At 66.7% G+C, this 17808-nt stretch carries 18 protein-coding genes; 13 read left to right on the top strand and 5 right to left on the bottom strand.

Annotated elements, in window-relative coordinates:
• Positions 1-45 precede the first annotated feature (45 nt).
• On the bottom strand, positions 46-663 hold the full coding sequence (locus LGN17_RS01840) for a TonB-dependent receptor domain-containing protein (protein WP_413226998.1): 618 nt from the start codon (positions 661-663) through the stop codon (positions 46-48).
• Positions 664-850: 187 nt separating this feature from the next.
• Here LGN17_RS01840 and LGN17_RS01835 point away from each other — a divergent pair, with 187 nt between their 5' ends.
• Positions 851-1915, top strand: a complete 1065-nt coding sequence (locus tag LGN17_RS01835) for an asparaginase (protein WP_226194924.1) — start codon at positions 851-853, stop codon at positions 1913-1915.
• 66 nt (positions 1916-1981) lie between these two features.
• Here LGN17_RS01835 and LGN17_RS01830 read toward each other — a convergent pair whose 3' ends face one another.
• Positions 1982-2956: a LysR family transcriptional regulator gene (locus LGN17_RS01830; protein ID WP_226194923.1), complete on the bottom strand. Its 975-nt coding sequence runs from the start codon at positions 2954-2956 to the stop codon at positions 1982-1984.
• A 141-nt stretch (positions 2957-3097) separates the two neighbouring features.
• On the opposite strand from LGN17_RS01830, the gene aspA reads away from it, so the two are divergent.
• A complete protein-coding gene (gene aspA / locus LGN17_RS01825; RefSeq protein WP_226194922.1) occupies positions 3098-4504 on the top strand; it encodes an aspartate ammonia-lyase in 1407 nt (468 codons plus the stop codon).
• A gap of 121 nt (positions 4505-4625) precedes the next feature.
• Positions 4626-6137: an amino acid permease gene (locus LGN17_RS01820; RefSeq protein ID WP_226194921.1), complete on the top strand. Its 1512-nt coding sequence runs from the start codon at positions 4626-4628 to the stop codon at positions 6135-6137.
• 62 nt (positions 6138-6199) lie between these two features.
• On the opposite strand, the gene LGN17_RS01815 is transcribed toward LGN17_RS01820, so the two are convergent.
• Positions 6200-6883, bottom strand: coding sequence for an alpha/beta hydrolase (locus LGN17_RS01815; RefSeq protein WP_226194920.1), 684 nt, complete (start codon positions 6881-6883; stop codon positions 6200-6202).
• Positions 6884-7424: 541 nt separating this feature from the next.
• On the opposite strand from LGN17_RS01815, the gene LGN17_RS01810 reads away from it, so the two are divergent.
• Positions 7425-7733: a DUF485 domain-containing protein gene (locus tag LGN17_RS01810; RefSeq protein ID WP_226194919.1), complete on the top strand. Its 309-nt coding sequence runs from the start codon at positions 7425-7427 to the stop codon at positions 7731-7733.
• The gene (locus LGN17_RS01805) at positions 7730-9460 is read left to right on the top strand and encodes a cation acetate symporter (protein ID WP_226194918.1); all 1731 of its coding nucleotides are present in this window, start codon (positions 7730-7732) and stop codon (positions 9458-9460) included. The genes LGN17_RS01810 and LGN17_RS01805 overlap by 4 nt, the downstream gene beginning before the upstream one ends.
• A gap of 196 nt (positions 9461-9656) precedes the next feature.
• Here the strand turns inward: LGN17_RS01805 and LGN17_RS01800 are convergent, their stop codons facing one another.
• Complete coding sequence (locus tag LGN17_RS01800; protein ID WP_226194917.1) at positions 9657-9863, bottom strand: hypothetical protein; 207 nt, start codon at positions 9861-9863, stop codon at positions 9657-9659.
• Positions 9864-9920: 57 nt separating this feature from the next.
• On the opposite strand from LGN17_RS01800, the gene LGN17_RS01795 reads away from it, so the two are divergent.
• Genes LGN17_RS01795 through LGN17_RS01775 form a run of 5 tightly spaced genes read left to right on the top strand, consistent with a single transcriptional unit; the run spans position 9921 to position 15029 of the window.
• On the top strand, positions 9921-12302 hold the full coding sequence (locus LGN17_RS01795; protein WP_226194916.1) for an ATP-binding protein: 2382 nt from the start codon (positions 9921-9923) through the stop codon (positions 12300-12302).
• A 10-nt stretch (positions 12303-12312) separates the two neighbouring features.
• Complete coding sequence (locus LGN17_RS01790) at positions 12313-13053, top strand: methyl-accepting chemotaxis protein (protein WP_413226997.1); 741 nt, start codon at positions 12313-12315, stop codon at positions 13051-13053.
• Entirely contained in the window at positions 13050-13631 is a 582-nt protein-coding gene (locus LGN17_RS01785; RefSeq protein ID WP_226194915.1) for a hypothetical protein, read from the top strand. Before LGN17_RS01790 ends, LGN17_RS01785 begins: the two co-directional genes overlap by 4 nt.
• A gap of 32 nt (positions 13632-13663) precedes the next feature.
• Complete coding sequence (locus LGN17_RS01780; RefSeq protein WP_226194914.1) at positions 13664-14623, top strand: chemotaxis protein CheX; 960 nt, start codon at positions 13664-13666, stop codon at positions 14621-14623.
• Between the two features lie 40 nt (positions 14624-14663).
• Positions 14664-15029: a response regulator gene (locus LGN17_RS01775; protein ID WP_011355572.1), complete on the top strand. Its 366-nt coding sequence runs from the start codon at positions 14664-14666 to the stop codon at positions 15027-15029.
• 40 nt (positions 15030-15069) lie between these two features.
• Here LGN17_RS01775 and LGN17_RS01770 read toward each other — a convergent pair whose 3' ends face one another.
• Entirely contained in the window at positions 15070-15369 is a 300-nt protein-coding gene (locus LGN17_RS01770) for a hypothetical protein (protein WP_226194913.1), read from the bottom strand.
• A gap of 43 nt (positions 15370-15412) precedes the next feature.
• Between LGN17_RS01770 and LGN17_RS01765 the strand changes: the two genes are divergently transcribed.
• The 3 genes from LGN17_RS01765 to LGN17_RS01755 all read left to right on the top strand — a co-directional run bounded on the left by LGN17_RS01765 (position 15413) and on the right by LGN17_RS01755 (position 17538).
• A complete protein-coding gene (locus LGN17_RS01765) occupies positions 15413-15997 on the top strand; it encodes a hypothetical protein (RefSeq protein ID WP_226194912.1) in 585 nt (194 codons plus the stop codon).
• Between the two features lie 10 nt (positions 15998-16007).
• On the top strand, positions 16008-16460 hold the full coding sequence (locus tag LGN17_RS01760; RefSeq protein ID WP_226194911.1) for a DUF3592 domain-containing protein: 453 nt from the start codon (positions 16008-16010) through the stop codon (positions 16458-16460).
• 133 nt (positions 16461-16593) lie between these two features.
• Positions 16594-17538 carry a hypothetical protein gene (locus tag LGN17_RS01755; RefSeq protein WP_226194910.1) on the top strand — a complete coding sequence of 315 codons (945 nt, stop codon included), beginning with the start codon at positions 16594-16596 and terminating at the stop codon, positions 17536-17538.
• The last annotated feature ends 270 nt before the right edge of the window (positions 17539-17808 follow it).

Raw genomic sequence — 17808 nt, 5'->3', positions numbered from 1 at the left:
CCGGGCGCGATCCCGTGGTCATCGACGTCGCCGCCGACGACGGCGTTACTGATAGAAGTTGAGCGTGACCATCGCCGAACGGCCCGGCGCCCACGTCGCGTAGATCGGATACGCGCTCGCGTAATACTTCTTGTCGAACAGGCTCTGCACGGTGAGCTGCACGTCCATCGTCTTGTTCACGCGCCACGTTGCGGCCGCGTCGAAGCGCGCATGACCGGGTGTCCATTTCTTCGTCGTCGCGGATACCGACGCGTAGGTCTGGCTCATCACCGTCGCACCGGCGCCGAGCGTGAGCTTCGGCATCGCGTCGTAGCGCGTCCACAGCGTGAAGTTGGGCTTCGGCACCATCACCATCGGCAGCCCCGATGCGCCCGGGCTGCCGGGGCCCGCGTCGGGCGTGATCGCGTTCAGGTACGAGTAGCCGCCGAATACGCGCCACTTCGGCGTCAGGTTGTCCGCGAAGCCGAGTTCGACGCCGCGCACGCGCTGCATGCCTGCGTTGACCGTGTGACCGAGGCCGTCGCTGACGCGCGCGTTGGTCTTCTCGGTCTGGAACAGCGCCGACGTCAGCGACAGCTGATCCTGCAGCACGTCCCACTTCGCGCCGATCATAAATGCGTATGATTCGCGTTTTCGATCGAAATTGTATGAATTGGTACTAATTTCGTAAACGATTGAATGGTTTTTGTACTAATTCGGTCAGGCTTTCGTGGGGGCGCGATTGCCTTTGCGTCGCGTGCAACACCGCTTTCCATCGCCCGGCCGGCGCGCGGCGGCGACGACTCGCTACACTGCCGTACCGGTTGGACGGGCCCCGGCAAGCAGGCCCCGAGCATGGAGACAACACAAGATGGACACCCAACGCGCAGCAGTCGTCACCTACCGAGGCGATGCGATCGAGAACACGCACGTCGCCCATGTGGCGGTGGTTGATGCACGCGGCCGGCTGCTGGCCCGGTTCGGCGATCCGTTCCGGATGACGCTTGCACGCTCGGCGGCCAAGCCGGCGCAGGCGCTGTCGGTGATCGAGACGGGCGCGCCCGACCGCTTCGGCTTCGACGATGCGGACATTGCGCTGATGTGCGCGTCGCACAGCAGCGAGGACCGGCACATCGAACGCACGCGCGCGATGCTCGCCAAGGTCGACTCGCACGAATCGGACTTGCGTTGCGGCGGCCATCCGCCGTTGTCGGATGCGGTTTACCGGTCGTGGATCAAGCGCGACTACACGCCGACCGGCGTATGCAGCAACTGTTCGGGCAAGCACGTGGGGATGCTGGCCGGCGCGCGGGCGATTGGCGCGGCGATCGCCGATTACCATCTGCCCGACCATCCGATGCAGGTGCGCGTGAAGCACGTGGTGGCCGAAGCGTGCGGGCTGCGCGACGACGAAGTGGGCTGGGCGATCGACGGGTGCAACCTGCCGACGCCGGCATTTTCGCTGGATCGGCTCGCGCGTCTGTACGCGTCGCTCGCCGACGGTGCGGATACGGTGGAGGCGGGCGGCGGCGAAATCAGCGAGCGCGTTCGCGCGCTGGCGCGGATTCATCGTGCGATGACCGCGTATCCGGAACTGGTTGCCGGCGACGGGCGCTATTGCACGGTGCTGATGAAGGCGTTCGACGGGCAGGTGGTCGGCAAGCTCGGCGCCGACGCCTGCTACGGAATCGGCGTGCGTGCGTCGGCGCGTACGCGGCAACTGGGCGCCGACGGTGCGCTCGGCATCTCGGTGAAGATCGAGGACGGCAATCTCGACGTGCTCTACATGGTCGTCAGCGAACTTCTCGAGCGGCTGCAGATCGGCACGGCCGAGCAGCGCGCGCAACTGGCCGGCTTCCATCGGCCCCGGATGCTCAACACGCAGGGTGTTGAAATCGGGCACGCCACGTTCCCGTTCGAGTTGCAGCCGGGCTGAACGGCGTGGCTGCGTTGTGACGCCGCCGGCCCGCGACCCCGGCCGTGCGCAGCGGCGCGAGCGTGACTACGCGCTCGCGCCGCGAATCTTCGTCAGTTCCAGCGCCGACAACTCGCCGATATGCGCGAGGTGTTCCGCGAGAAAGTCCTTCAGCACGCGCAGCTTCGCCGAACTGCGCCGGTTCGCCAGATACGCGATGTAGATGTATTCGCCCGTCAGCCGGTTCTGCAGCCGGTAGCGCGGCAGCACGGCTTCGAGCCGGCCGCTCGCGAGCAGGTCGCGCACCAGCCAGATCTCGAATTCCGCGATGCCGAGCCCCGCGCAGGTCGCTTCGAGCAGCAGCTCCGAATGGTCGGTGACGAGGTTGCCGGCCGGCAGCACGCTGTGATGCGCGTCGCCGTTCACGAGCGCCCAGCGCGGATCGCCTTCCGGATGCACGTAGCGCAGGCAGTTGTGCTGCTTGAGGTCGTCCGGCGTGGACGGGCGCCCGCAGCGGTCGAGATAGCCGGGCGTCGCGCACAGGATGCTGTCGTTGCGCGACAGGCGGTGGACGACGAGGTTGTCCAGGTAGTTCTCGCCCTCGTGAATGTCGAGATCGAAGCCGCCGGCCACGAGGTCGTTGTGGTTGTCGGTGAGCCGCACGTCGAGCTGGATCGTCGGGTAGCGCGCGAGAAACGGCGCGACCAGCGGAGCGAGATGGCGGCGGCCGAAGGCCACCGGCGCGGTGAGCTTCAGCGGGCCGCTCGGCTGCGCATTCAGCTCGGCGACGACGCGCAATGTGTCGTCGAGATCGGCGATCAGCGTGACGGCGCGCTCCAGGTAGATATGGCCGGCTTCGGTGAGCGTCACGCTGTGCGTCGAGCGGTGCAGCAGCGCGACGCCGAGTGCCTCCTCGATCGCCGTGATCTTGCGCGCGACCGTGGACGTCGACACGTGCATCTCCTTCGCGACCGCCGAAAAACTCCCCGTTTCGACCACTCTGACGAACGCGCGCATCGCGCCCATGTGATCGATGCCGGTGTCTCTCGCGCCTCTTTTCATTCGATTCTCGCTGTTGCGCCCCACGCAAAACTGCTTTCGATAATACAGAAGCGAGCTTGTTTTTGCAAAGGCATAGAATGCGAACCCGTCGCGTCGGGAAGCGGCGAACGACGAGCGGCACGAGACACCCAGGAGGGCACGATGGCAGAAACCGGCTTCCGCGTCGAAGCGGATCTTTTAGGTAAGCGAAGCATTCCGGACGAGGCCTACTACGGCGTCCATACGCTGCGCGCGAAGGAGAATTTCGATATTTCGGGCCGCACCATTGCGTCGCTGCCGTACTTCGTGATGGCGCTCGCCGCGGTGAAGGAGGCCGCGGCTGACGCGAACTGCGAGCTCGGGCTGCTGCCGAAGCCGTACCGCGATGCGATCGCCGCCGCGTGCGTCGAGATCCGCGAAGGGCGCCTGCACGACCAGTTCGTCGTCGACATCATCCAGGGCGGCGCCGGCACGTCGACCAACATGAACGCGAACGAGGTGATCTGCAACCGCGCGCTCGAAATCATGGGGCACGCGCGAGGGCAGTACGAATACCTGCACCCGAACGAGCACGTCAATCTCGCGCAGAGCACCAACGACGTCTATCCGACCGCGATCCGGGTCGCGACCTGCTTCGCGGTCGAGCACCTGCTCGAAGCGATGGCGCGCCTGCGCGATGCGTTCGCGGAGCGCGCCGACGCGTTCGCCGGCTTGCTGAAGCTCGGCCGCACGCAGTTGCAGGACGCGGTGCCGATGACGCTCGGCCAGGAGTTCTCGACCTATGCGGTGATGCTGACGGAAGACATCGCGCGCCTGCAGGAAGCCGGCTGGCTGATTCGCGAGATCAACCTCGGCGCGACCGCGATCGGTACGGGGATCACCGCGCATCCGCAGTATGCGGAGAAGGCGCTCGCGGCGCTGCGGCGCATTACCGGGCTCGACCTGAGCACCGCGCCGAACCTGATCGAAGCGACCCAGGATTGCGGCGCGTTCGTGCAGGTGTCGGGCGTGCTCAAGCGGATCGCCGTGAAGCTGTCGAAGATCTGCAACGACCTGCGGCTGCTGTCGAGCGGCCCGCGCGCGGGGTTCGGCGAGATCAACCTGCCGCCCGTGCAGGCCGGCTCGTCGATCATGCCCGGCAAGGTGAACCCGGTGATCCCGGAAGTCGTCAACCAGGTTGCGTTCGAGGTGTTCGGCAACGACCTGACCGTGACCTTTGCCGCCGAGGCCGGACAGCTTCAGCTCAACGCGTTCGAGCCGGTGATCGCCAGCGCGCTGTTCCGCAGCTTCAGCCATCTGACCGCCGCCTGCACGACGCTCGCGCAGCGGTGCGTGAGCGGGATCACCGCGAATCCCGAGCGGTTGCGCGAAACGATGGAGCGCTCGGTCGCGCTCGCGACCGCGCTCAACCCGTATATCGGCTACAAGCGCGCGACCGCCGTGGCGGCCGAAGCGCACGCGACCGGCAAGTCGATTCGCGAGATCGTGCTGGAGCGCGAGTGGATGACCGATGCGCAGGTCGATGAAGCGCTGCAGCCCGAAGCACTGATCCGGCCGCGCGTGCTTTGACGCCGGCTGCGCGGCGCCGGCACATGCCGCCGGCGGCCCGCGCGCGACAGATCCAGCAGCGCCCCCGGCGCGGGGCGCGACACATCAAGAAACACACATCAAGAAACGACGGAGACTCACGATGAACCACAACAGCGAGCGCCCGGCCGATCCGGCCGGCGGCGCGGATTCCCGACATGCGGACCCCGATGCGATGTTCGCGTCGCACGAAGCCGGCTATGCGAAGCAGTTGAAGCCGCGGCACGTGCAGATGATCGCGATGGGCGGCGCGATCGGCACCGGCCTCTTTCTCGGCGCGGGCGGGCGCCTGCAGCACGCGGGGCCCGCGCTCGCGCTCGTGTATCTCGTCTGCGGCGTGTTCGCGTTCCTGATCATGCGCGCGCTCGGCGAGCTCGTGATGCACCGGCCGACCAGCGGCAGCTTCGTGTCGTACGCACGGGAGTTCATGGGCGAACGCGCATCGTTCGTCGCGGGCTGGATGTACTACCTGAACTGGGCAATGACCGGCATCGTCGACATCACCGCGGTCGCGATCTACATGAAGTACTGGGCCGTGTTCACGGACGTGCCGCAGTGGGTGTTCGCGCTCGGCGCGCTCGGGATCGTGTCGTTGATGAACATGATCGGCGTGAAGGTGTTCGGCGAGATGGAATTCTGGTTCTCGCTCGTCAAGGTGGGCACGCTCGCGGTGTTCCTCGCGGTCGGCGCCGTGTTTCTCGCGAGCGGCCATCCCGTCGGCGGCCAGATGCCGGGGTTTCACCTGGTCGCGGATCACGGCGGGATCTTTCCGCACGGCATCCTGCCGGCCGTGCTGATCGTGCAGGGCGTCGTGTTCGCTTACGCGAGCATCGAGCTCGTCGGGGTCGCGGCGGGCGAGACCGCCGATGCGCGCAAGGTCTTGCCGAAAGCCATCAACAGCGTGATGTGGCGCATTGCGCTGTTCTACGTCGGCTCGGTCGTGCTGTTGACGATGCTGCTGCCGTGGACGGCGTACAGCGCGCACGAAAGCCCGTTCGTGACGTTCTTCAGCAAGCTCGGCGTGCCGTACGTCGGCACCGTGATGAACGTCGTGGTGCTGACCGCCGCGCTGTCGAGCCTGAACTCCGGCCTCTATTCGACCGGGCGCGTGCTGCGCTCGCTCGCGATGGGCGGATCGGCGCCGCGCTTCGTGTCGCGGATGAACGCGCGCGGCGTGCCGTATGGCGGGATCCTGATCACGGTCGCGATCAATGCGATCGGCGTGCCGCTGAACTACATCGTGCCGGCCCAGGCGTTCGAGATCGTGCTGAACATGGCGTCGCTCGGGATCATCACGACGTGGGGCTTCATCGTCATGTGCCAGATCCTGTACCGCCGCGCGGTCGATCGCGGCGAGCTGAAGGCCGTGTCGTTCCGGATGCCCGGCGCGCCGTTCACGTCGTGGCTCACGCTGGCCTTCCTCGTCGGTGTGCTGGTGCTGATGGCATTCGACTATCCGGGCGGCACATGGACCGTCGCGACGATTCCGGTCGTCGTGCTCGCGCTGATGGTCGGCTGGAAGCTGGCGAAGCGCGGTACCGCGCGAGTGCAGGCGGCGGATGCGCGTGCGTCCGCGGCCGCGCGCGTCGTCGCCGATCCGGCGCAGGGCGCCTGAAGACGGTATGCGCCGGGGCGCTCCGGTCCGTTCGCGGCCGGCGCCCCGGCGCCTCGTGACAGTCAGTTCAACCCGGTGCGCTCGTCGACCCAGCGGGCGAAATCGCCGGCCATCTCCGCGGTCAGTTCGTGGCCGGCCGCGTACAGCCGCGTATCGTGCGCGACGCCGAGCGCCGTAAGCTTCGCGTCGGCGGTGTCGGCCCATGCGACGGGCAGCTTGTCGTCGGCGCGGCCGTGCACGATCAGCGCATGGAGCGGGCGAAGTGCATCGCGCGGTGCGATCAGCGGATCGATTTCGGGCAGGATGCGCCCGCACAACACCGCGAATGCGGTGACGTCCTGCGGCGACGTGAGGCCGACGCTCGCGCTCATGATGCCGCCCTGGCTGAAGCCGGCGATCACCGTCGGCAACGCGGCGCCCGCGTCACCGCCGGCGTGGAATGCGCGCAGCAGCGTGATCAGCTTGATGCGGCTCGCGTTCGCGCGGGCCGCGTCGATTTCGGGGCCGCTCGGGCCGAAGCGCACCGGAAACCATGCGTGCTGGCCGGGCCCGAACGCGAGCGGGCCGCGCAGGAATGCGATCTCGATGCGCGGATCGACGACGTCGGCCAGGTTCAGCAGGTTGGTTTCGTTGCCGCCGACGCCATGCAGCAGCAACAGGCGGGCAGCGGGGCGGCCGGTGGCGGGGCGCAGCAGGTACTGCAGGCCCGACTCGGGATCGGTGGTCAGCGGCAGGACGTCGGTCATTGCTTGGGTCCGGAAAGGGAAGCGATGCGACAGTCTAGAGCGTGCGGGCGGCGACGTGAATCGCCGGCGTGCGATTGATTGTTTCCGCTCGGGAATGAATGCCATGGCGCAAGCCGGGCGCGCCATCGTCTACTGAACCACGGCCATGTCGTTGCACAAGATCCGGTGCCGTTTCGGTGCCGGGCGCATGCGGCATCGTTGCCTCGGCTTCGTCGGTGCCGCACGGATGCCGACTTCCGTGTATCCGCATACCTCTCCACCGACACGATCGATGTGAGTCACTGGCGCCGCGCCCGAATATCGATTCATCGAGGGCTAGCAAAAAATTGCGCCCTGACCAACCCGCGTCGCTACGACGAAACCGCATCGCCATTGCAGCGCGCGCCGCGCTCGGTCGCGTACACGCCTGCGACAGCGCCCTGTCCCGCTAGGGAAAACCATAGTGCTCGGGATGCCTCTCGCGAAAGCTCGAGTAAGCACGCAGTCAGCTTCGCTGTTCAGAATCGCCGCACACATTCAAGAGCAAACCAGGAGACAGGCGATGCATGACGGGTTGGTGAAAAAAATCGAAGCGCATCCGAAGTATGCGCTGCTCAAGCGGCGCCGCAATACGCTCGGTGTCTGTCTGACGGTGCTGATGCTGATCGTGTACTACGGCTACATCGCGCTGATCGCATTCGACAAGTCGTTCCTCGCGCAGCCCGTGAGCAGCGGCGTGACGAGTGTCGGCATACCGGTCGGCATGGCGGTGATCGTGTTCACCGTCGTCATCACCGGCATCTACGTGCGCCGCGCGAACAACGAATACGATCAACTGACGCAGGACATCCTGCAGGACGTCGCCCAATGAAAAAGACACTTTCGATGACGCTGGTCGCACTGCTGGCCGCGGGCGCGTGCGGCGTGGCCGTCGCGGGCGGCGGCGATGTCGGGCAGACCGCCAGGCAGGCAACCAACACCACGGCCATCGTCCTGTTCGCGCTGTTCGTGGCGGGGACGTTGTGGATCACCAAGTGGGCGGCTTCGCGCACACGTTCGGCCGCGGATTTCTACACGGCCGGCGGCGGCATTACCGGGTTTCAGAACGGCCTGGCGATCTCGGGCGACTACATGTCGGCGGCATCCTTCCTCGGCATTTCCGCCGCGGTGATGACGTCGGGCTACGATGGCCTGATCTACTCGATCGGTTTTCTGGTCGGCTGGCCGGTCATCACGTTCCTGATGGCCGAGCGGCTGCGCAACCTCGGCAAGTTCACCTTCGCCGACGTCGCGGGCTACCGCTTCGAGCAGGGGCCGATCCGCAGTTTCGCCGCGGTCGGCACGCTGGTGGTGGTGGCGTTCTACCTGATCGCGCAGATGGTGGGCGCCGGGCAGCTCATCAAGCTGCTGTTCGGTCTCGACTACTGGGTGGCGGTCGTCATCGTCGGCGCGCTGATGATGGTCTACGTGCTGTTCGGCGGCATGACGGCCACCACATGGGTGCAGATCATCAAGGCGTGCATGTTGCTCGCGGGCGTGACCTTCATGGCGATCATGGTGCTCGCGCAGTACGGCTTCAGCCCGGAGGCGCTGTTCGCCCATGCCGTGGAAGTCAAGACCGCGATCGCCGCGAATGCGGGCAAATCGCCGGACGACGCGACCCGGATCGGGCTGTCGGTGATGTCGCCGGGCGGGTTCATCAAGGATCCGATCTCGGCCATCTCGTTCGGCATGGCACTGATGTTCGGCACCGCCGGCCTGCCGCACATCCTGATGCGCTTCTTCACGGTGCCGGATGCGAAGGAAGCGCGTAAATCCGTGTTCTGGGCCACCACCTGGATCGGCTATTTCTACGTGCTGATCTTCATCATCGGTTTCGGTGCGATCACGCTGGTGCTGACCAATCCGGAACTGGCCGACGTGGCCAAGGGCGTGATCAAGGGCGGCGCGGGCACGGCCAACATGGCCGCGGTGCTGGTGGCCAAGACGGTGGGGGGCGACGTGTTCTACGGCTTCATCTCGGCCGTGGCCTTCGCGACGATTCTGGCGGTGGTGGCCGGGCTCACGCTGTCGGGCGCGTCCGCGGTGTCGCACGATCTCTATGCCACCGTATTCAAGAACGGCAACGCGAACAGCGCCGACGAGTTGAAGGTGTCGCGCATCACGACGCTGGTGCTCGGCGTGATCGCCGTGCTGCTGGGCATCGCGTTCGAGAAGCAGAACGTCGCGTTCATGGTGTCGCTGGCGTTTGCCGTGGCGGCATCGGCCAATTTCCCGGTACTGTTCCTGTCGATGATGTGGAAGGGCTGCACCACGCGCGGTGCGGTCATCGGCGGGTTCCTGGGGCTGGTCTCGTCGGTGGGGCTGACGATCGTGTCGCCGTCGGTGTGGGAAGCGACGCTCGGTTATCCGAAGGGTTCGGCGTGGTTCCCGTATACGTCGCCCGCCTTGTTCTCGATGACGATCGGCTTCGCGGGCGTGTGGCTGTTCTCGGTACTCGACACGAGCCTGCGCGCGAAGGCCGAGAAGGGTGCGTTCGCCGCGCAGCAGGTGCGCTCGGAAACGGGGCTGGGGGCGACTCGCGCCAGCAGCCACTGACCGGTAGCCGGTCACGCCCGCCCCGGAGGGCGACGATGCGATGCGCGTGATCGTCGCTCGTCGGCCCCGGGGCGGGCGGCATCGTTTTCATCGGTTCGCCGCATCGCTCGCCGACAATGAAAAATCGCGAATTCGACCGGATTCGCCGATAATTCGCAAACGTTTTGCGAAAGCCAGATTGCGGCTGATCCGCGGATTAATTAAATAAAAATAAATATCCGTATCCCGGATTTTCCGGCTGCGCCGTGGTGCCGTTGGAAGCCTTGAGGACAAGGGTTAACGGCAAATTTCGCCAATACTTTAGGGCGCTTTCGCCACAATTATTCATTTCATTTTTATCAATGAACGATTGATTTTCGGTCATCGGAGCGTCATACACCATCCCCGATAATTCGGCGCTCACATTCTTTCAATAGACCAAACGCCGATCGAAGCCGGATCGCTGCGGGGAGCTGTACTCATGACCATCCGTCATCGCATTACGCTGCTAGTCGTCCTGACGTTCTTCGCGCTGTCCGCGATCGGCATCTATGCCGTGTACCAGACGCGCAAGAGCGCGGCCGAGGTACGCCAGGTCACCCAGGGAATCGTGCCGAGCGCGCTCGCGTCCGCCGATCTCGTCGCCGATGTGAAGAACATCCAGATCGCGACGATGACGCTCGTCTACGCGCCCGACGCGAACACCGCCGCGCAGGCGCGCGACGAGCTGAAGGCGAAGCAGGGCGCGCTGCGCGCCGCGCTCGACGTGCAGGCGAAGTCGGCGGTCGGCCACGCGCAGGTCGGGCTCGTCTCGCAGGCGAAGGACAGCGCCGCGAACTATTTCGCGGCGATCGACGACACCGTGAAGATGAAGGCCGACGGCAAGCCCGAGATGGCGCAGGCGTACCTGTTCGCGAACGTCGCGCAGTATCGCGACGAACTCGAAAGCATCGTCGACACGCTGCGCGTCGAGAAGAACCGCCAGAAGGACGACGCGATCAGCGCGCTGAACGGGATGCTCGCGACGACGGCGACCGCGATCGCGGGCGTCGCCGGCACGGTGGTCGTGCTGCTGACCGCGCTCGGCCTGCTGCTGTATCGGCAGATCACGCGGCCGCTGATCGGGATGCAGACGGCGATGAGCGAGATCGCGACGAGCCAGGATTTCACGCGCCGCGTGCCGGTGGGCCGGATGGACGAAATCGGTCACTCGATCGTCGCGTTCAACGGGATGATCGAGAAGATCCAGGAAAACTCGGCGCAGCTCAAGCAGAAGACGGCCGACATCCAGGCGATGCTGCAGAACATGCAGCAGGGGATCCTGACCGTCGTCGAAGGCGGCGTCGTGCATGCGGAGTATTCGGCGTACCTCGAAACCATCTTCGAGACGGGCGACATCGCCGGTCGCGACCTGATGGCGCTCGTGTTCGACGACTCGAACATCGGTTCCGACGCACGCTCGCAAGTCGACGCGGCCGTGCACGCGTGCCTCGGCGAAGACAGCATGAACTTCGCGTTCAACGAGCACCTGCTGGTGAACGAAGTCGCGAAGCGGATGCCGGACGGCCGCGAGAAGTGGCTCGACCTGAGCTGGTCGGCGATCACCGACGAGACCGACACGGTCGTGCGCCTGATGCTGTGCGTGCGCGACGTGACCGAGATCCGCGAGCTGACCGCGCAGGCCGGCGAGCAGCAGCGCCGCCTCGAGATGATCGGCGAGATTTTGTCGATCAGCCAGGACAAGTTCCACGACTTCGTGCACAGCGCGAAGGGCTTCCTCAGCGAGAACGAGCGGATGATCCGCCAGCACGAGCGCGCCGATCACTCGATCGTCGCGGCGCTGTTCCGCAACATGCACACGATCAAGGGCAATGCGCGCACGTACAGCCTCCAGCACCTGACGAACATCGTCCACGAAGCGGAGCAGGCGTACGACTCGCTGCGCCGCGCGGACGGCGGCCCCGAGTGGAACCGCGATGCGCTGATGGACGACCTGGCGCGCGTGCGCGAGGCAGTCGAGCACTACGCGACGATCAACGCGGTCACGCTCGGCCGCAGCGGCGAACCGGCGCAGGGCGCCGACTTCCTGATGGTCGAACGCGCGCACATCAGCGAGAGCCTGCGCGTGCTCGACGGCGCCGATCCGGCCAACGCGTCCGACTGGCACGCGGCCCGCGACGCCGTGCGCCGCATGCTGAGCCAGCTCGGCACGCAAGGCATCGGCGAAGCGCTCGGCGGCGTGATCGAGTCGCTGCCGTCGCTCGCGGCCGAACTCGGCAAGCCGGCGCCCGTCGTGCATATCGACAGCCACGGCCACCGCGTGCGCAGCGAAATCGCCGCGACACTGAAGAACGTGTTCATGCACCTGCTGCGCAATTCGATGGACCACGGGATCGAATCGTCCGACGAGCGACGCGCGGCCGGCAAGGCGGCGTCCGGCACGATCGACATCGCGGTCGGCGTGGGCGGCGGCGAGCTGTGGTTCGTGCTGAGCGACGACGGCCGTGGCCTCGCGCTCGACCGGATTCGCGGCATCGCGCGCGAGCGCGGGTGGATCGATGCGGATGACGAAGCGGCACTCGCCGACGAAGCGGTGGCCGAGCTGATCTTCCGGCCGGGCTTCTCGACGGCGAGCACGGTGACGGAAGTGTCGGGGCGCGGCGTCGGCATGGACGCGGTGCGCAACTTCCTGAAGCGCGACGGCGGCGATATCGCGCTGCGCTTCACCGACGATCGCGTCGGCGCGCCGTATCGCGCGTTCGAGACGATCGTGTCGTTGCCGGCCCGCTTCGCGGCGGACGGCGCCGCTCAGGGCGTCGCACACGAGCGTGCGCGCCGCGCGGATATCGGCGCGGCGGAGTGACGACGTGATCGTGCAGGCGTGGATGTTCCAGATCGCCGCCGCACTGGCGGGCGGCGCCGTCGTCGCGATCGTTGCGGCGGTCGTGTTTCGCTTGACGCGCAAGCGACTCGTGGCGGCGCTCGAACGCGACCTGGCGCAGTGGCGCGGCGCGCTCGACGCAGCCGATGCGCGCATCGCCGACGCCAGGTCGGCGCATGCGGAGGCGGCCGACGCATGGGCGCAGCGCGAGGCACAGCTCGAGGATGCGCTCGCGCGCGAGACGTCCGCGGCCGGCACGCAGCGCGATGCCATGCAAGCGCTGTCGGCGGATCGTGCCGCGCTGGCGCAGCACGCGATGAAGATCGCCGACGAAGCCGCGCGCCTGCGCGGGCTCGCCGGCACCTTCGAGCGCTGGCACGAGCAGATGATCTCGCTGACCACGCAGAACCAGGACATGCGCGCGAAGAACCAGGAGTTGTCGGCAATCGTCGCGCATGTGTCGATCGTGTCGCTGAACGCATCGATCGAGGCCGCGCGCGCCGGCACGGCCGGGCGTGGCTTCTCGATCGTCGCCAGCGAGGTGCGCGGGCTGGCCGCGCGCTCGCAGGAACTGTCGAACAGCTATCGCGACAGCCTGAACCGCAACGACCTCGTGACGGCCGCGACGTTCCAGGACATCCAGGCCGGCGGCAAGATGATCACGGCCGCGCTCGCGACCGTCGAGTCGCTGGCCGGGCAACTTCACGCGCGGATCGAAGGAGGCGTCGCGTGATCAGCGCGCAGGCGAAAGCCGGCTTCGAGCGGATCTTCTTCGACGCGGCGCGCACGCGGCTCGCATCCGGCGGGGCGTGCGACATCCGTCCGGCCGCGGGCCCCGCACACGACGGGCACGATCGTGCGCACGCGAAGTCGCGTGCGAAGCCGAAAGTGACCGAGCATGTCGCGGTGCTGACGATCTCGGCGCTGCATTTCCGCCTGCTGCTCGCACTGCGCTTCAGCGACGACGAGGCGACGCGCCGCCATTTCGCCGGCGCGACGGCGGGCACGAGCGGCCAGCGGCCGCTGCCCGAAGCGTTCATGGAAGTCGCGAACCTGTGCTGCGGCGCGATCAACCAGGCGCTGACCGCACCGTTTCCCGACCTCGGGATGTCGACGCCGTATCTGCTGAGCGGATCGAGCATCGACTACTTGCACGCGCTGGCGCCCGATCACGTGGCCGCGTACGACCTGACGCTCGACGGCGACGTGCGGGTCGGCGCGACGTTGTGCGTGTGTGCGAACGCGCCCGTCGATTTCCATATACCGGAAACGGCTGCGGTGGATACCGGCGGCGAGCTCGAACTGTTCTGATCGACCCCGATCGACCATGAGGAATTCTTGAGATGACCCTGGACAAACCCGTCAGCAAGGTGCTCGTGCTCGATGACAGTCGCGCGCACGCCGACGCGATCAAGCGTTTCTGCGACGAGCACAACCTGATTGGCCTGACCGTGCGGCGCAACCGGCTGCTGAAGGTGCTGCGCTCGAACATCGATCTCGGCGCGATCCTGCTGGCCGAGGATTACGGCGGTTCGCCGGCCGAGAGCGCGATCGTCGCGACGCAGATCGATGCGCTGCGCCCCGAGCTGCCGATCATCCTGCGCCGCGAATCGCTCGCGTCGCGCGACGGGCTGCCGGCGGCGCTCGCGCGCGTCGCCTGCGCGGCCTACGTCGCCGACGACATGACGCCGCTCAAGCGCGCGATCGACGAATACCTGTTCGGCCACGATTACCCGAACGCGCTCGTGCGCGGCATCTCGGAGATCACCGAGGCGCGCATCGACAGCCTGTTCCCGGGCATGACGATCGAGCACGAAACACCGTGCATCGTGCGCGACCAGATCATCTTCGGCGAAGTGTTCAGCCTGATCGCGCTCGAAAGCGCATGGTGCCGCGGCTACATGCTGCTGCAGACGAGCGAGCAGCCGCTGCTCGACATGCTCGGCGGCACGCGCGACGCCGGCCGCGCGCCGGATTTCCGCGACGTGAACAGCGTGCTCGGCGAGCTGACCAACCTCGTGTGGGGCGCGTTCAAGAATCGCTATCTCGGCGACGCCGAGGCGCTCGCGCGCCATCCGGTGCAGGTGCCGCTCGTCGTCAATCACAAGCAGAAGTTCATCTCGTTCGGCGGCGATTGCCCGCAGCTCTGCTTCAAGTACCGGATGACCGACCCGGCATCGGGGCGCTCCGTCTGCCTCGATCAGCGTTTCGTGTTCAGCCTGAGCTGGTCGCCGGAGGACTTCCGCGAATCGGTGCAGGACGTGGGGTCGATGGTCGAATCGGGCGAGCTCGAACTGTTTTGACTATTGAAGTCAGCAACAACGAAAGGAAGGGGAATACGACATGGCAAAGATTCTGGTGGTCGACGATTCGGGCACGGTGCGCGACGAGGTCGCGGGCTTCCTGCGCAATCACGGGCTCGACGTCGCGACGGCCGTGGACGGCAAGGACGGCCTCGCGAAGCTCAAGGCGACGCCCGGCGTGCGCCTCGTGATCAGCGACGTGAACATGCCGAACATGGACGGCCTGACGATGGTCGAGAAGATCCGCGGCGAGCTGGCGAACTCGACGGTCAACGTCGTGATGCTGACGACCGAAAGCAGCCCCGCGATGAAGGAGCGCGGCAAGGCCGCCGGCGTGAAGGGCTGGATCGTGAAGCCGTTCAAGGGCGACGCGGTGCTCGACGCGCTGAAGAAGCTCGCGGGCTGACGCGCATCGGGCTTCAACGCGCCCGGTACCGCTCGCGCATTCAGCGTTGCGGTTCGGGTGGCGCGGGCGCTGCGTCGCCGGTCGTGGCCGGCACGCGTGGCGCGGGCGCCTGCCATTGCACGACGATCATCCCCGCGAAGATCGGCGCGACGCCCGCGATGCGGCCGGGTGTCGCGAGCCGCTGCGCGAGCCCCATCAGCCCGTAGTGGTCGATCGGCAGCGTCGCGAGTGGCGAGTCGCCGCGCGGCGCGGCCGGCTGCGCGCGCAATTTACAGCGTGCCGTGATGTCCGTATCCTGCCGGATGCCGAGGGCGGCGTGCCTGCGCGACCTGCGCAGCACGCACGGCATTCAGGACAAACATTCAGGAACGGGACACCATCCGATGAAAATCGAAATCGATCGGGCAGCGCTCGTACGCGGCGCATGCGCGACGCTGGTGGCCGTGCTGGCAGGCGGGTGCGTCGGCACGGGGCAGCAGAATCCGCAACAGGCCGCCGTCGGCGACGGTTCGTCGTACACGTGTCACCCCGTGCAGGTCGACGGACAGGCAACGGCCGGCAGGGGCGTCAACGGGTGCTACTTCGTGCTGCACGACCCCGCGACGAAGCAGCCGCTACCGAACACGCGCTATGCGTTCGCGCTCTACACGAGCGCGGCCCAGGACAACCGGGAACTCGAAGTCGAAGGCACGACCGACGCGCAGGGGCGCACGATCTACCTGCGTTCCGCCGCACCGATCGATGCGTCGCGCATGGTGCTCGTCCGCACGATCGGCGACGGCCCGACGGGGCGTATTCCCGTGCTGGTCCGGCCGCAGGACGGCAAGCGCGTTCCGTTCGCGGAGTACAAGGTCACCGGCTGCAACGGCCCGTATGAAGGGGTGACCGACGAAACGGGGCGCGGCGTGATGTATCGCTGCAAGACGCAGTCGAAGATCGACGTGTCGTTCTATCGGTCACGCCCGTAAGGTGAGCGGGATGGCATCCGGATCCGGCCGCACCGCCGCGCAGCAGACGGAGACGCTGATCGCTAAGGGCGTCGTGTTTACCGTCGCGGGCACGTGCCTGCTGATCGCCACCGCCCTGTACACGCAGTCGACGCGCGAATTCCTGCGAACCTCGATCGTCGTGCCGGGGCGCGTCATCAAGCTGAACGCGGGTCCGCATCATCCGGAGATCGCGTTCACGACGCTCGCGGGCGAGCGGGTCGAATACGCGCAGGGCGGCGAGGTCAGCGTGCAGGACGGCGCGACCGTCGAGGTGCGCTACACGCCCGACGAGCCCAGGATGAGCGCGCGGATGAATACGTTCGGGGCGATCTGGGGTGGCGTGCTGACCGTCGGCGGGATGGGTATCGCCTTTTTCCTGGGCGGCGTCGGTCATCTGCGGCTGGGCGTGCGCGCGTGGCGCAGCGGGCGCAAGCGCGCGTGACCGCTTGCGCCGCACTGAATACCGTCGAATCGTTTATCGCAGAACATCATGGAACTCATACACGAGACTGCCGGGCCGATCGCATGCGCGACGTCGCGGCAGGTTGCCTCGTGACCTCACAGGACCTTCCAGCATGACAATCCGCTTGATACTGTGGCTGATCGCGATCAGCACTGCGTGCTTGGGCCTGGCCGCACACGCGGCGGGCACTGCACATTCGCTTGACCAGGTGCCCGGGAAGTTCAGTTCGCCCGACGCACGCGCAGCGTACGCGCGGGACATGAGCGGTGGGCCCGAACAGGACGGTTTTGGCGTGCGCCTGCCGCCCGGCTTCACGAAAGAGGCGCTGGTTGCGCAGCTTGCCCCGGGCCAGCCGATTGGGCGCGTCGTGCTGGTCGGCGCAAAGCCGTGGCCGCAGCGCCCCGGTGCGTTTGTCGCGATCGTCTGCGCGGCACCGACCGACGGCCTTGCGCGCGAAGTGCTGAAATTCAATGCGCCCTCCGATTGTGAAGGCTTCGACCGCCACCCCGATGCCGATGAAACGAAGGAACTGGTCTGGCTGGGCGTGTTCGAGCGCGGTCCGGACGGTGCGCCGCGCCTCGTCGCGCGTACCGAACAGCCGCTCGACCAGGGGATCGACTGGAGCCAGACGAATATCGAGAGTCCCGACTCCCAAAGGAAAGCGAGCGATTTCGCAATACGGCCCGAACGGTGGTTGCGGTTTGATCTCGCACCCTATGCGCTGCGGCCCGGAGATGCGGCATTCGGCGTGCGGGCGGGCTGGTCGATCGGTTATGCGGGCGGTGGCGCATCGTTCGAGGCGTTGTACCTGTTCCGGATCGACGGCAAGGTACTGCGCATCGTATTCGCGCAGCCGATGATGTCCTACCAGGATATCGCCGGCGACTGGCATCGTGACGGCACGCGCGATCACGACATCTCGGAGAGCAGCAATACGCTGAACGTGCTGTCGACGTCGACGGAGGGTTTCCACGATCTGCAGCTGCGCCAGCGCGGCGGCAAATGGCGCCAGACGTTTCGCTGGTCGGCTGCCGACGGCGAGTATCAGCCGCGCTGAAGCGGCACGGTGCTGCTGGTCTTCGCGGTCTTCGATTTCCAGTCGCCCCGGAATTTCACGCGTGAGTCGATCGTCGTGCCGGGGCGATGACGCTGGGTTTGGCGGGCCCGCGCTTCGTATTGGCCGGCCTGGGTGAAATCCGGCCGTCGAGGTCTCGCGCGAAGCGGGCTGGCGGCAAGCTGCGCGGGTGACGCCTGGCGGTGGCGCACGATTCCGGCGGCCTTCGGTGTCCGGATTGGACTATATTGAACCGCGAGCGTATCGCGTTCC

The sequence above is a fragment of the Burkholderia sp. AU30280 genome (assembly GCF_020420125.1).
Lineage (GTDB): Bacteria > Pseudomonadota > Gammaproteobacteria > Burkholderiales > Burkholderiaceae > Burkholderia.
This window is presented reverse-complemented; position numbering and strand designations above follow the sequence as displayed.

Bases quoted from the DNA above. Each gene is read 5' to 3' on its own strand.
- LGN17_RS01835 (WP_226194924.1), top strand. From the start codon at position 851: ATGGACACCCAACGCGCAGCAGTCGTCACCTACCGAGGCGATGCGATC.
- LGN17_RS01830 (WP_226194923.1), bottom strand. From the start codon at position 2,956: ATGAAAAGAGGCGCGAGAGACACCGGCATCGATCACATGGGCGCGATG.
- aspA (WP_226194922.1), top strand. From the start codon at position 3,098: ATGGCAGAAACCGGCTTCCGCGTCGAAGCGGATCTTTTAGGTAAGCGA.
- LGN17_RS01820 (WP_226194921.1), top strand. From the start codon at position 4,626: ATGAACCACAACAGCGAGCGCCCGGCCGATCCGGCCGGCGGCGCGGAT.
- LGN17_RS01815 (WP_226194920.1), bottom strand. From the start codon at position 6,883: ATGACCGACGTCCTGCCGCTGACCACCGATCCCGAGTCGGGCCTGCAG.
- LGN17_RS01810 (WP_226194919.1), top strand. From the start codon at position 7,425: ATGCATGACGGGTTGGTGAAAAAAATCGAAGCGCATCCGAAGTATGCG.
- LGN17_RS01805 (WP_226194918.1), top strand. From the start codon at position 7,730: ATGAAAAAGACACTTTCGATGACGCTGGTCGCACTGCTGGCCGCGGGC.
- LGN17_RS01795 (WP_226194916.1), top strand. From the start codon at position 9,921: ATGACCATCCGTCATCGCATTACGCTGCTAGTCGTCCTGACGTTCTTC.
- LGN17_RS01780 (WP_226194914.1), top strand. From the start codon at position 13,664: ATGACCCTGGACAAACCCGTCAGCAAGGTGCTCGTGCTCGATGACAGT.
- LGN17_RS01775 (WP_011355572.1), top strand. From the start codon at position 14,664: ATGGCAAAGATTCTGGTGGTCGACGATTCGGGCACGGTGCGCGACGAG.
- LGN17_RS01765 (WP_226194912.1), top strand. From the start codon at position 15,413: ATGAAAATCGAAATCGATCGGGCAGCGCTCGTACGCGGCGCATGCGCG.
- LGN17_RS01760 (WP_226194911.1), top strand. From the start codon at position 16,008: ATGGCATCCGGATCCGGCCGCACCGCCGCGCAGCAGACGGAGACGCTG.
- LGN17_RS01755 (WP_226194910.1), top strand. From the start codon at position 16,594: ATGACAATCCGCTTGATACTGTGGCTGATCGCGATCAGCACTGCGTGC.